The organism is Acidovorax sp. SRB_14, assembly GCF_012932145.1.
Taxonomy (GTDB): Bacteria; Pseudomonadota; Gammaproteobacteria; order Burkholderiales; family Burkholderiaceae_C; genus Simplicispira.
Genome location: NZ_MWOK01000003.1, coordinates 13,526 through 25,739, shown reverse-complemented (window position 1 = coordinate 25,739; position 12,214 = coordinate 13,526). Strand labels below are relative to the sequence as shown.

At 68.8% G+C, this 12,214-nt stretch carries 11 protein-coding genes; 8 read left to right on the top strand and 3 right to left on the bottom strand.

The features are described 5' to 3' along the window. Positions 1-145 precede the first annotated feature (145 nt). The 5 genes from B2J86_RS03200 to dcd all read left to right on the top strand — a co-directional run bounded on the left by B2J86_RS03200 (position 146) and on the right by dcd (position 5,760). A complete protein-coding gene (locus tag B2J86_RS03200; protein WP_173024709.1) occupies positions 146-1,246 on the top strand; it encodes a BMP family ABC transporter substrate-binding protein in 1,101 nt (366 codons plus the stop codon). 89 nt (positions 1,247-1,335) lie between these two features. Further along, positions 1,336-2,571, top strand: coding sequence for a 3-methyl-2-oxobutanoate dehydrogenase (2-methylpropanoyl-transferring) subunit alpha (locus tag B2J86_RS03195; protein WP_173024708.1), 1,236 nt, complete (start codon positions 1,336-1,338; stop codon positions 2,569-2,571). Between the two features lie 60 nt (positions 2,572-2,631). Beyond that, the gene (locus tag B2J86_RS03190) at positions 2,632-3,636 is read left to right on the top strand and encodes an alpha-ketoacid dehydrogenase subunit beta (RefSeq protein WP_169168809.1); all 1,005 of its coding nucleotides are present in this window, start codon (positions 2,632-2,634) and stop codon (positions 3,634-3,636) included. 2 nt (positions 3,637-3,638) lie between these two features. Continuing rightward, positions 3,639-4,931 carry a dihydrolipoamide acetyltransferase family protein gene (locus B2J86_RS03185; protein WP_173024707.1) on the top strand — a complete coding sequence of 431 codons (1,293 nt, stop codon included), beginning with the start codon at positions 3,639-3,641 and terminating at the stop codon, positions 4,929-4,931. A gap of 262 nt (positions 4,932-5,193) precedes the next feature. Beyond that, positions 5,194-5,760 carry a dCTP deaminase gene (dcd, locus tag B2J86_RS03180; RefSeq protein ID WP_169168807.1) on the top strand — a complete coding sequence of 189 codons (567 nt, stop codon included), beginning with the start codon at positions 5,194-5,196 and terminating at the stop codon, positions 5,758-5,760. 58 nt (positions 5,761-5,818) lie between these two features. Here dcd and B2J86_RS03175 read toward each other — a convergent pair whose 3' ends face one another. Then, complete coding sequence (locus tag B2J86_RS03175; protein WP_173024706.1) at positions 5,819-6,967, bottom strand: branched-chain amino acid ABC transporter substrate-binding protein; 1,149 nt, start codon at positions 6,965-6,967, stop codon at positions 5,819-5,821. 210 nt (positions 6,968-7,177) lie between these two features. Next, positions 7,178-8,122 carry a delta(1)-pyrroline-2-carboxylate reductase family protein gene (locus B2J86_RS03170; protein ID WP_169168805.1) on the bottom strand — a complete coding sequence of 315 codons (945 nt, stop codon included), beginning with the start codon at positions 8,120-8,122 and terminating at the stop codon, positions 7,178-7,180. 134 nt (positions 8,123-8,256) lie between these two features. Here B2J86_RS03170 and B2J86_RS03165 point away from each other — a divergent pair, with 134 nt between their 5' ends. The 3 genes from B2J86_RS03165 to B2J86_RS03155 all read left to right on the top strand — a co-directional run bounded on the left by B2J86_RS03165 (position 8,257) and on the right by B2J86_RS03155 (position 11,215). Further along, entirely contained in the window at positions 8,257-8,598 is a 342-nt protein-coding gene (locus B2J86_RS03165) for a hypothetical protein (RefSeq protein ID WP_173024705.1), read from the top strand. Positions 8,599-8,700: 102 nt separating this feature from the next. Next, complete coding sequence (locus B2J86_RS03160) at positions 8,701-9,570, top strand: neutral zinc metallopeptidase (RefSeq protein ID WP_169170367.1); 870 nt, start codon at positions 8,701-8,703, stop codon at positions 9,568-9,570. Between the two features lie 184 nt (positions 9,571-9,754). Continuing rightward, positions 9,755-11,215: a DEAD/DEAH box helicase gene (locus tag B2J86_RS03155; RefSeq protein WP_173024704.1), complete on the top strand. Its 1,461-nt coding sequence runs from the start codon at positions 9,755-9,757 to the stop codon at positions 11,213-11,215. Positions 11,216-11,352: 137 nt separating this feature from the next. On the opposite strand, the gene B2J86_RS03150 is transcribed toward B2J86_RS03155, so the two are convergent. Continuing rightward, positions 11,353-12,195: a symmetrical bis(5'-nucleosyl)-tetraphosphatase gene (locus B2J86_RS03150; protein WP_173024703.1), complete on the bottom strand. Its 843-nt coding sequence runs from the start codon at positions 12,193-12,195 to the stop codon at positions 11,353-11,355. Positions 12,196-12,214: the final 19 nt, after the last annotated feature.

Below are 12,214 nucleotides of genomic sequence, written 5' to 3'. Positions count from 1 at the left end.
CTCGACATTGTTGCAACATCGCTTTCATTGCGCGGGAGTAATCCCCTAGCAAACTCCCTCCACGCACTGCTTGCGTTTTTCCCACGGAAAGGCTGTTGTCCTGCGGCTTTTTCGTTTTTCATCCAGGACCATGTAGAGGAACACCATGTACAAAAACCTCGCAGCTGCGCTCGCGGCCGCCTGTTTTTTCTTCCCCGTTTTTTCCCAGACCCCGGCCGCCAAGGCGCCGCCCAAAGAACCGCTGCGGATCGGCTTTGTCTATGTCACGCCGGTGCTCGACGCCGGCTGGACGCGCCAGCATGACCAAGGGCGGCGTGCCGTAGAGGCGGCGCTGGGCAGGCGGGTCGAGACGACTTTTGTCGAAAGCGTGCCCGAGGGCGCTGACGCCGAGCGCGTGATCCGCGACCTGGCGCAGACCGGGCACCGGCTCATTTTCACGACCAGCTTTGGCTACATGGAGCCCACGCTCAAGGTGGCGCAGGATTTTCCGAACGTGAAGTTCGAGTCCATCACCGGCTACAAGCAGGCGCCCAATGTGGCCACGGCCAATGCACGCTACTACGAGGGCCGCTACCTGGCCGGCATCGCGGCCGGGCGCATGAGTCAGACCGGCGTGGCGGGCTATGTGGCGGGCTTTCCCATCCCTGAGGTGCTGCAGGGCATCAACGCGTTCACGCTTGGCATGCGCTCGGTGAACCCGAAGGCAACGGTCAAGCTGGTCTGGCTGGACACCTGGTTCGACCCGCCGCGCGAGCGCGATGCCGCCATGGCGCTGTTCAACCAGGGCGTGGACGTGGTCTCGTTCCACACCGCATCGACCGCGGTGATGGCCGCCGCCCAGGAGCGCGGCAAGCTCGCCGTGGCCTACCACTCGGACATGCGCAGCGTCGGGCCTGACGCGCAGATCGTGGCCGTCACGCACCAGTGGGGCGGCTACTACACGCAGCGCGCGCGCGCCGTACTGGACGGCAGCTGGAAAAGCGGCGATGTCTGGGGCGGTGTGCGCGAAGGCATGATCCGCGTGGAAGGCTTTGGCTCCCAAGTGCCCGCTGCCGTGCAGCAGGAAGTGCTGGCACGCCAAAAGGACATTGGCGCGGGCAAGCTGCATCCGTTTCGCGCCACCCAGGCGGCCGTGCGCGACAACACCGGGCGCGAGGTCATCGCGCGCGGTCAGGCGCTGACCGATGCGCAGATCCTGCAGATGAACTGGCTGGTCGAAGGCGTGCAGGGGAAAATCGCTCGCTGACCCCACTCGCATCATGCCCATGGGCCGATCGGGGCGGTGCGGGCCTATCCTTGTGCCGGGCGCGACAGCGTTGCGCATGGAGACCGTGGATGAACCAGCACCCAGCCCTGCGGCTGCATGTGCCGGAGCCGACGGGGCGGCCCGGTTGCAAGACCGATTTTTCCTACCTCAGCGTCTCGCCCGCGGGCGCGGTGCGGCGTCCGCCGATCGACACCCCCGCTGCCGACACGGCCGACCTCGCCAACCACTTGGTGCGCGTGCTCGACCCCGAGGGCCGTGCCGTCGGGCCCTGGGCCGTGGCCCTCGCGCCCGAGCGCCTGCGCCGGGGCCTGCGCGCCATGCTCAAGACGCGCATTTTCGACGCGCGCATGCTGATCGCGCAGCGCCAGAAGAAGCTCTCGTTCTACATCCAGTGCCTCGGCGAGGAAGCGATCGCGGTGGCGCATGCGCTGGCGCTGGCGCCGGGCGACATGTGCTTCCCGACCTACCGCCAGCAGGGCCTGCTGCTGGCGCGCGACGACATTCCGCTGTCCGAGATGGTCTGCCAGCTCATGAGCAACGAGCGCGACCCGCTCAAGGGGCGGCAGCTGCCCGTCATGTATTCGTACAAGCGGGCAGGCTTCTTCTCGATCTCGGGCAACCTGGCCACGCAGTTCGTGCAGGCCGTGGGCTGGGCCATGGCGTCGGCCATCCAGGGCGACACGAAGATCGCCTCGGGCTGGATCGGCGACGGTGCCACGGCCGAATCCGACTTCCACACGGCGCTGACCTTCGCCCATGTCTACCGCGCGCCCGTCATCCTCAACGTGGTCAACAACCAGTGGGCCATCTCCACCTTCCAGTCGATTGCCGGTGGCGAGGGCACCACCTTTGCTGCGCGCGGCGTGGGCTGCGGCATCGCCTCGCTGCGCGTCGATGGCAACGACTTCCTCGCGGTGTACGCGGCCTCGCAGTGGGCGGCAGAGCGCGCACGCGGCAACCACGGCCCCACGCTGATCGAATGGGTGACCTACCGGGCCGGGCCGCACTCCACGTCCGACGACCCTTCCAAATACCGCCCGGCCGACGATTGGCAGCGCTTTCCGCTGGGCGACCCGATCGCGCGCCTGAAGCAGCACCTGATCGCCCTCGGCGCCTGGTCCGACGAGCGCCATGCGCAGGCCCAGCAGGAGCTGGAGGCCGAGGTGGTCGCGGCGCAGAAGGAGGCCGAGAGCCACGGCACGCTGCTCGACGGCCGTGTGCCGAGCGCCGCCACCATGTTCGACGATGTCTACCAGGAGCTGCCCGCGCACCTGCGCCGCCAGCGCCAGCAGCTGGGGGTCTGAGCCATGGCAGCGCGCGCACAAGAGTCCCCGGAGCCGGGCGCCCCGGCAGAGACCGTTCCCATGACCATGATCCAGGCGCTGCGCTCGGCCATGGACGTGGCGATGGAGCGCGATGCCCAGGTCATCGTCTATGGCCAGGACGTGGGCTATTTCGGCGGCGTGTTCCGCGTCACCGAAGGTTTGCAGGCCAAGTACGGCACGTCGCGCTGTTTCGACGCGCCGATCTCCGAGGGTGGCATCGTCGGCACGGCCGTGGGCATGGGCGCCTACGGGCTGCGGCCCGTGGTCGAGATCCAGTTCGCCGACTATTTCTACCCGGCCATGGACCAGATCGTCTCCGAAGCGGCGCGGCTGCGCCACCGCTCCGCGGGCGATTTCACCGCGCCCATCACCATCCGCATGCCCTGCGGCGGCGGCATCTATGGCGGGCAGACGCACAGCCAGAGCCCCGAGGCGCTGTTCGTGCATGTCTGCGGGCTGCGCACGGTCATGCCCAGCAACCCTTACGACGCCAAGGGCCTGCTGATCGCGTCCATCGAGAACGACGACCCGGTCATCTTCCTGGAGCCCAAGCGCCTCTACAACGGTCCGTTCGACGGCCACCACGACCGCCCGGTCGTGCCCTGGTCCCAGCATACGCTGGGCAAGGTGCCCACGGGCCACTACACGGTGCCGCTCGGCAGCGCCGCTGTGTTCCGGCCCGGCAGCGCGGTCACTGTGCTCACTTACGGCACCATGGTCTGGGTGTCCGAATGCGCGGCACGCGAGACCGGCATCGATGCCGAGATCATCGACCTGCGCACCCTCTGGCCCCTGGACCTGGACACCGTCGTGGCGTCGGTGAAGAAGACCGGCCGCTGCGTCGTCGTGCACGAGGCCACCGGCACCGGCGGCTTTGGCGGCGAACTGGTCGCGCTGGTGCAGCAACACTGCTTCTACCACCTCGAAGCCCCGATCGAGCGCGTGACCGGCTGGGACACGCCCTACCCGCACGCCCAGGAATGGGCCTACTTTCCGGGCCCGGCGCGCGTGGGCGCGGCCTTGCAACGCACGGTGGAGGCATGACCATGGGTCTCTACGCCATCCGGGTGCCCGACATTGGCGAGGGCATTGCCGAGGTCGAGCTGGTGGCCTGGCATGTGCAGCCGGGCGACACCGTGGCCGCCGACCAGCCGCTGGCCGACGTGATGACCGACAAGGCCACGGTCGAGATCCCGTCGCCGCGGGCCGGCAAGGTGCTGGCGCGCGGCGGCGAGGTGGGCCAGTCGCTGGCCGTGGGCTCCGAGCTGCTGCGGCTGGAGGTGGAAGACGCGGGCAACCTCCAGGGCAGCGCGCCCGCTCCTGCAGCCGCGTCTGCCCCGGTACCGTCGCCAGCGGCCACGGCCAGCGCGGCGGCAACCCCGCCGGCGGCTGCGCCCGTGTCAGCACCTGCTGCGGCGCGACTCCCGCCAGCGTCGCGTGCCGAAGCGGCAGCGCCGCAGGCCGCCGAGCGCGCGCTGGCCGCACCCGCTGTGCGCCATCGCGCGCGGGACTTGGGCATTGCGCTGCACGAGGTGCACGGCAGCGGCCTGGCCGGACGCATCCAGCACGCCGACCTCGACGCCTATCTGCTGGCCAGCCGGCCGGCGCCACAGGCGGGTCCGACGGCCTATGCCGAGCGCGAGGGCGAAGAGGCCGTTCCCGTCATCGGGCTGCGCCGCAAGATTGCGCTGAAGATGCAGGAGTCCAAGCGCCGCATCCCGCACTTCAGCTACGTCGAAGAAATCGACGTGACCGCGCTCGAGGCGCTGCGTGCCGAGCTCAACGCACGGTACGGTGCGGCGCGTGGCAAGCTCACACTGCTTCCCTTCCTGGTGCGCGCCATGGTGCTGGCGCTGCGCGAGTTTCCACAGATCAATGCGCGCTTTGACGACGAGGCCGGCGTGGTCACGCGCCATGCGGCCGTGCACCTGGGCGTCGCCACGCAGACCGTGCTCGGCCTCATGGTGCCGGTGCTGCGCCACGCCGAGGCGCTCGACCTGTGGGCCTGCGCGGCCGGCATCGCGCGCGTGGCCGAGGACGCGCGCAGCGGCAAGGCGGTGCGCGCGGCGCTGTCGGGTTCGACCATCACGCTGACAAGCCTGGGGGCGCTCGGCGGCATTGCCAGCACGCCCGTCATCAACCACCCCGAAGTGGCCATCGTCGGCGTCAACCGCATCGCCCTGCGCCCCATGCTGCGCGAGGGGCAGGTCGTGGGGCGCCTCTTGATGAACCTGTCGTCCTCGTTCGATCACCGCGTGGTCGATGGGCTGCACGCCGCCCAGTTCATCCAGGCCATGCGTGCGCTGCTCGAAACGCCGGCACTGCTGTTCGTGGAATAGGGCCGGGGCGCTGCTTTTCCGCGATGGGGCGCCGCAGCGCAGCAGGGTGCAGGGCGTGCGGTCCCATTCCCCCGCATGCCCTGCGGGGCCCGCTTGCGCCGGGCGGCTAAGCTTGCGGCGCTGCACCTGGGCCGCAGCGCAGGCCTGCCTGGTGTCCGTGCTCGGCTGGCGGGTTGCGGCATTTATGGAGCAAAATACGGCTCTAACGCTTGTTGGTCAAGCGCTGATAGCTATCAAAACAATAGTCTTGCGAGGAAGCAATATGAGCATCAAGAGCGACAAGTGGATCCGCCGCATGGCCGAGCAAACCGGCATGATCGAGCCGTTCGAGCCCGGCCAGGTGCGCGAGGCCGAAGGGCGCAAGATCATCAGCTACGGCACCAGCAGCTACGGCTACGACATCCGCTGTGCGCCCGAGTTCAAGGTGTTCACGAACATCCACAGCACCGTGGTGGACCCGAAGAACTTCGACGAAAAAAGCTTTGTCGACTTCCATGGCGACAGCTGCATCATCCCGCCCAACAGCTTCGCGCTGGCGCGCACGGTCGAGTACTTCCGCATCCCGCGCAACGTGCTCACCATCTGCCTGGGCAAGAGCACCTATGCGCGCTGCGGCATCATCGTCAACGTGACGCCGTTCGAGCCCGAATGGGAAGGCTACGTGACGCTCGAATTTTCCAACACCACGCCGCTGCCGGCCAAGATCTACGCCGGCGAAGGCTGCGCGCAGGTGCTGTTCTTCGAGAGCGACGAGGTCTGCGAAGTCAGCTACAAGGACCGCGGCGGCAAGTACCAGGGCCAGCACGGCGTGACCCTGCCCAAGGCCTGATTCCCGCGGGAATGGCGGCGCTGGGCAGGGCCGGGGCGGCTGCGCCCCGGCTGCGGCATCAGTTCAGCGGCACGCGCGCGCCGTCGCGGAAGGCATAGAGCGTGACGGCCGGCTGGGTCAGCTCGCCCTTGGAGGTGAACGTGATGGGGGCGGTCACGCCCTTGTAGTTGGCCTTGCCGATGAAGGGCACATAGACCTTCGGATCGGCCGAGTTGGCGCGCTTCATGGCGTCCACCAGCACATAGGTCGCGTCGTAGGCATAGGTGCTGTAGTTCTGGAACTGGCCGGGGAACTTGGCGTCGTACTTCTTCTTCCACTCGGCGCCGCCCTGCATCTTCTGGATCGAGGCGCCGCCGGTGGCGCAGGTCACGTTGGCCAGCGTGCCGGCCTTGCTCGCCAGCTCGGGCAGCTTTTCGGTGCACAGCGCATCGCCACCGAAATACTTCACATTCGACAGGCCCAGCTGTTCCATTTGGCGCAGCATGGGGCCGGACTGTGCGTCCAGGCCGCCAAAGAACACGGCGTCGGGCTTCTTGCCCTTGATGGACGTCAGGATGGCCATGAAGTCCGTGGCCTTGTCGTTGGTGAATTCCTCGCTCACCACCTCCATGCCCTTTTGCCGTGCCGTGGCCTTGAACACGTCGGCCAGGCCCTGGCCGTAGGCGGTGCGGTCGTCGATGATGGCCACGCGCTTGAGCTTGAGCGTGTCGTGGGCGTAGATGGCCAGCGCCGCGCCCAGCGCGTTGTCGTTGGCGATCAGGCGGAAGGTGGTCTTGTAGCCGGGCTTGGTGACATCGGGGTTGGTGGCCGCCGCCGTGATGTGGGGAATGCCGCACTTGCTGTAGACAACTGACGCGGGAATCGTGGTGCCCGACTGCAGGTGGCCGACGATGCCGGCCACCCGCGCGTCGCAGAGCTTTTGCGCGACGGCCGTGGCCTGGCGCGGATCGCCCGCGTCGTCCTCGGCCACCAGTTCGAACTTGACCTTCTTGCCCCCGATCACCAGGTTCTGCGTGTTGATTTCTTCGAGCGCCATGCTGACGCCGTTTTGCGTGTCCTTGCCGATGTGCGCAATGGCGCCCGAGGTCGGACCGGCGTGGGCAATTTTCACGGTCCGGGTGTCCTGGGCACTGGCGCCGGCGGCCAGCAGCGAGAGCGCGGCGACGGCCAGGCAGGACGGGGACGGCAGGAAGGGGCGTGGGTTCATTCGGTGTCTCTTTCTGATCGGCGGAATAGTGAGATGGGTCAATGCGCGGAACGCCGTGGCAGCCTATCAGCAGCGGGCAGCCGCCTGCATCAGGGAATGTTCTGCAAAATTCACCCCCGCCGCGCACGCCAATCTGCGTTAAATAGGCTATACATAATAGGCAGCGGCCCTGCACCGCGCGCCACAGGGGGCCAGCGGTTTGCGCCGCCTTCAGGTGCGCAGCGCCAAGCGCGCCGCGGCCAGGTCCCAGCCACCCCAGCCGCAGCTCTTGAACAGCACCGGGCCCGGCCCGGGCACGCGCACGCCGCGCATCACGTCGCCCAAGGTGGCCAGGGCGCCCACATCGATATCGGCCTGCAGCAGGTCGCCGGCCTCGTGCACCGCGTCCACGGTGTCGACGACCACGCTGCCGGCCTGCACGAAGTGGCGGCACAGCGCGGGCGAGAGTTCGGCCATGGCGGGCGTGAAGGCGCCCACGGCGGCCATGAAGGCGTCAGCGCGCGGCAGGCCGCGCAGCACCACGGCGCCAGCGGGCGTGCAGGTGACCACCAGCGGGCACTCGGCCAGCGCGGCATCGGGATCGTCGGTGGTGCGCGCGCGGGCGCCGAGCTGGCGGGCCTGCTCGGCCAGCGCCTCGGCGCTGGCGCTGCTGCGCGAGGCGACGACGACGTCGCGCACGCCCAGGCCAAGCACGAAGCCCTGCAGGTGCGCCAGCCCCTGCACGCCCGCACCGACGATCAGCAGCGGGCCCTGCGGCTTCGGCGCCATCAGCCGCGCGGCCAGCAGCGAGACCGCGGCGGTGCGGTGTGCCGTGACCGTGGGGCCGTCGAGCACCAGGCGGCGCGTGCCGCTGGCAACGTCGAACACGACCACGTCGCCCTGGATGGTCGGGCGGTCCGTGCCGGCGTTGGCCGGGGTAAAGCTGATGAGCTTGGTCATGGCCACGTGCGCATCGGTCGCGGGCATCACGAACAGGCTGCCGCCGCCGCCCAGCGGCAGCACCAGGCGCGCCGGCACGCGGACGCTCGGGTCGCGCAGCACCAGCGCGATCTCGTCGGCCAGCGCGTTCCAGGGCAGGCGCGCCGCAGTGTGGGGGCCGTCGAGCAGCCGGCCGGACGGTGGAAGAGAAGGGGGTGGAGGCAGGGTTTCGGGCATGCCCATGACTGTAGCGCTGCCACTGCCGGCCCTCTCCTACAGTGCAATGGGTGTTGTGCCGCGCCCGGCGGGCCGCGCCGCTGCCTAGCATTCGTGCCATGTTCCTTGCGGCTGCCCCGCGCAGCTTTTACACCATGCCACCAGCCCTGCCGACCCCTTTCCCTTCGCGCTCCTCGCCATCGGCGCCGCCGCGCTGGCCGCGCTTGTTCCTCGCTGTGGCGCTGGTCGCGATTGCGGCGCAGCTCCTGGCCATGGCTCAGCTGGCACAGCACCAGGTGCAGCGCGGCGTGGAACTGCGCCAGACCATCGCCATGCTGCCTGCCGGCCAGGCCCGTGCGGAGCCCGGCGCCGCGGCGGCGCAGGCCCAGGCGCAGTTGCGCGCAGGCGCGGCGCCGCTGCACACCGCCGCCGCGTCGCCGATGCCGCCGCAGGGCGCGGCCGGCGATGTGCCGACCGCCCTGTATGCGCAGCGCTGACCGGGGCTGCCGCGCGCGCGGCGAGGGTGTTCCGCGGCCCCGCGCCGGGCGTACACTGCCCTTGCCCGCGCCACGCCGCGCGCAACCGCCAGGAGAGACGCCATGAAATGGGAAGGCAATCGCGAGTCGGACAACGTCGAAGACCGCCGCGGCGCAGGCGGCGGCATGCCGGTGTTTGGTGGGCGCAGCATCGGCATCGGCACCATCGTCATCGCCCTGCTGGGGGGCTGGATCTTCGGCATCAATCCGCTGACCATCCTGGGGTTCCTCAGCGGTGGCGGGCAGCCCGCGCAGGTGCAGCAGGCCCCGGCGCAGCGGCCCCCGGCCGACGACCGCATGGCCAAGTTTGTCTCCACCGTGCTGGCCGACACCGAGGATGTCTGGACGGGCATTTTCAGCCAGGGCGGCGGGCGCTACCAGGACCCCAAGCTGGTGCTGTTCCGCGGCGCCACGGCCACGGCCTGCGGCACCGGCCAGGCGGCCATGGGGCCGTTCTATTGCCCGAGCGACCAGAAGGTCTATATCGACCTGGACTTTTACCAAACCCTGAAGAATCAGCTGGGCGCACCGGGCGAGTTTGCGCAGGCCTATGTGATCGCGCACGAGGTCGGCCACCATGTGCAGAACCTGCTGGGCATCAGCGAAAAGGTCGACCAGCAGCGGGGCCGCGTGAGCCAGGCGCAATACAACCAGCTGTCGGTGCGCCTGGAGCTGCAGGCCGATTGCTTTGCCGGCGTTTGGGCCAACCATGCGCAGTCGGCGCGCCAGATCCTGGAGAACGGCGACATCGAGGCCGCCATGAATGCCGCCGCCAAGATCGGCGACGACGCCTTGCAAAAGCAAAGCCAGGGCCGCGTGGTGCCCGAGAGCTTCACCCACGGCACCAGCGCGCAGCGCGTGCGCTGGTTCAACAACGGGCTGCAAAGCGGCAGCGTCCGCGACTGCGACACCTTTTCTGCACGCAGCCTCTGAAGCCGCGCGGGCCTCTGCGTGTATTTGAACGAAAAGGCCTTGCAGGCCAATAGGGCAGGGCGATGCCAGCTATTAAAACCATAGAAAAATGGCCCGCAAGGGGCTGCGGCTCGGGCCCTGCGCAGCAGCGCGCGGAGGTGCCGCGGTAGCGTTTGCCGGCGCTGGTGCGACAATAGCAGGCTCAATGACAAGTTCTTTTTCCAATTTATCGCTGGCCGAGCCGCTCGCGCGCGCCGTGGCCGAGATGGGCTACGAGTCCATGACCCCCATCCAGGCGCAGGCCATTCCGGTCGTGCTCACGGGCCAGGACGTGATGGGCGCGGCCCAGACCGGCACCGGCAAGACGGCGGCGTTCTCGCTGCCGCTGCTGCAGCGCCTGCTCAAGCACGAAAGCAGCTCCACCTCGCCCGCACGCCACCCGGTGCGCGCCCTGGTGCTGCTGCCCACGCGTGAACTGGCCGACCAGGTCGCGCAGCAGATCGCGCTCTACGCCAAATACACCAAGTTGCGCAGCACCGTGGTGTTCGGCGGCATGGACATGAAGCCGCAGACGCTCGAACTCAAGAAGGGCGTCGAAGTGCTGGTGGCCACGCCGGGGCGCCTGCTCGACCACATCGAGGCCAAGAACGCGGTGCTCAACCAGGTCGAGTACGTGGTGCTCGACGAGGCCGACCGCATGCTCGACATCGGCTTCCTGCCCGACCTGCAGCGCATCCTGTCGTACCTGCCCAAGCAGCGCACCACGCTCTTGTTCAGCGCCACGTTCTCGCCCGAGATCAAGCGCCTGGCCGGCAGCTACCTGCAAAACCCGGTGACCATCGAGGTCGCCCGGCCCAACGAAACCGCCTCCACCGTCGAGCAGCACTTCTACAGCGCGGGCGACGACGACAAGCGCCGCGCCATCCACCAGGTGCTGAAGACGCGTGGCATCAAGCAGGCGTTCATCTTCGTCAACAGCAAGCTCGGCTGCGCGCGCCTGGCGCGTAGCCTCGAGCGCGAGGGCCTCAATACCACCGCGCTGCACGGCGACAAGAGCCAGGACGAACGCCTGAAGGCGCTCGAATCCTTCAAGAGCGGCGAGGTCGATCTGCTGGTCTGCACCGACGTGGCCGCGCGCGGCCTCGACATCAAGGACGTGCCGGCGGTGTTCAACTTCGACGTGCCGTTCAATGCCGAGGACTACGTGCACCGCATCGGCCGCACGGGCCGCGCGGGCGCCTCGGGCCTGGCGGTCACGCTGGTGTCGGGCACCGATGCGCGCCTGGTGGCCGACATCGAGAAGCTGCTGAAGAAAAAGATCGAGATCGAAGCGATCGAATACGACGAAGACCGCCCGCAGGGCCGCATCAACGACGGCCGCCGCGCCTGGCGGGCGAGCGATGCGGACGGCGCGCCGCGCGCACCGTCCGAGCGCCCGCCCTATGCCGAGCGCACCCCGCGCGCACCGCGCAGCGGCTTCCGTCCGGCCGTGGCGTCGCGCGACCCGTTCTTCGAGAAGCCCTACGAGGCCCCGTCAGACGCGGCTGCAGCGCAGTGGGAGTCCGCGCCCCGGTCACCGGCCGGCCGTGGCCTCTCGGCCAACATCAAGCCTAAGCGCAAAGTGGCCGCGCTGTTCAAGCCCGTGGAAAGCGCCACGCAGGCCTGAGGCCTCGGGCGGCGGCTCCGATCGCCGCCGCGCCCGGCCTCCCTGTCTTTTGGCCGGTGCGCCGATGGCCTGGATTTGGGTGAAAACAGGCTGCAGCGTTGATGGGGTAAGCGAAAGCAGCTATTTAAATAGTAGCATTACCCCGGCTGCTGTGCCTGCGCGCAGCGCACCTGCAGGCATTCGCGCTCTGCCAAGGTGGCGCCAAAACGCACGGCGCTCAGGCAGCCGCCCCACACACAGCCCGTGTCGAGTCCGAGCAGCCGGGGCCGGTCCATCCAGCCCAGCGTGGACCAGTGCCCGAAGGCCACCAAGGTGTCGGCGCTCTGCCGTCCAGGCACGTCAAACCAGGGCATCAGCCCCGGCGGCGCGGCCGCGGCGCTCTCGGTGCTGTCGAAATCCATGGCCCCGTCGGGGGTGCAAAAGCGCAACCGCGTGAGCGCGTTGACGATCACGCGCAGGCGCTCGGTGCCGGTGAGCGCATCGCTCCAGCGCTCGGGCGTGTTGCCATACATGTGCGGCAGGAACTGCGGCAGATCGGGGCCGCGCAGCACGGCATGCACCTCGGCGGCCCGCGCCAGCGTGTCGTCAGCGCTCCAGTCGGGCAGCACGCCGGCATGCACCATCAGCAGCGGCTCGCCGGCGTGCGTATGCAGGCGCGCCAGCGGCTTCTGGCGCAGCCAATCGAGCAGGGCATCGCGGTCGGGGGCCTGCAACACGTCGGCCAGCGTGTCGCGGCGCGAGATCTTGCGCGCTCCGTGCGCGGCGGCCAGCAGGTGCAGGTCGTGGTTGCCCAGCAGGCACGCCAGGGCGCCCTCGGCTGCCATGCAGCGGCGCAGCACGGCGGCCGATTCGGGGCCGCGATTGACCAGGTCGCCCAGCAGGTAGACCGTGTCGCGGCTGGGCGAGAAATCGATACGCTCGAGCAGGCGCTGCAAGGCGCTGTCGCAGCCCTGGATATCACCGATACAGTAAAGTGCCATCCTGTTCTTTCTTAGTTTT

Excerpts from the sequence above, each read along its gene's own strand:
- B2J86_RS03200 (WP_173024709.1), top strand. The coding sequence starts at position 146 with ATGTACAAAAACCTCGCAGCTGCGCTCGCGGCCGCCTGTTTTTTCTTC.
- B2J86_RS03195 (WP_173024708.1), top strand. The coding sequence starts at position 1,336 with ATGAACCAGCACCCAGCCCTGCGGCTGCATGTGCCGGAGCCGACGGGG.
- B2J86_RS03190 (WP_169168809.1), top strand. The coding sequence starts at position 2,632 with ATGACCATGATCCAGGCGCTGCGCTCGGCCATGGACGTGGCGATGGAG.
- B2J86_RS03185 (WP_173024707.1), top strand. The coding sequence starts at position 3,639 with ATGGGTCTCTACGCCATCCGGGTGCCCGACATTGGCGAGGGCATTGCC.
- dcd (WP_169168807.1), top strand. The coding sequence starts at position 5,194 with ATGAGCATCAAGAGCGACAAGTGGATCCGCCGCATGGCCGAGCAAACC.
- B2J86_RS03175 (WP_173024706.1), bottom strand. The coding sequence starts at position 6,967 with ATGAACCCACGCCCCTTCCTGCCGTCCCCGTCCTGCCTGGCCGTCGCC.
- B2J86_RS03170 (WP_169168805.1), bottom strand. The coding sequence starts at position 8,122 with ATGCCCGAAACCCTGCCTCCACCCCCTTCTCTTCCACCGTCCGGCCGG.
- B2J86_RS03165 (WP_173024705.1), top strand. The coding sequence starts at position 8,257 with ATGCCACCAGCCCTGCCGACCCCTTTCCCTTCGCGCTCCTCGCCATCG.
- B2J86_RS03160 (WP_169170367.1), top strand. The coding sequence starts at position 8,701 with ATGAAATGGGAAGGCAATCGCGAGTCGGACAACGTCGAAGACCGCCGC.
- B2J86_RS03155 (WP_173024704.1), top strand. The coding sequence starts at position 9,755 with ATGACAAGTTCTTTTTCCAATTTATCGCTGGCCGAGCCGCTCGCGCGC.
- B2J86_RS03150 (WP_173024703.1), bottom strand. The coding sequence starts at position 12,195 with ATGGCACTTTACTGTATCGGTGATATCCAGGGCTGCGACAGCGCCTTG.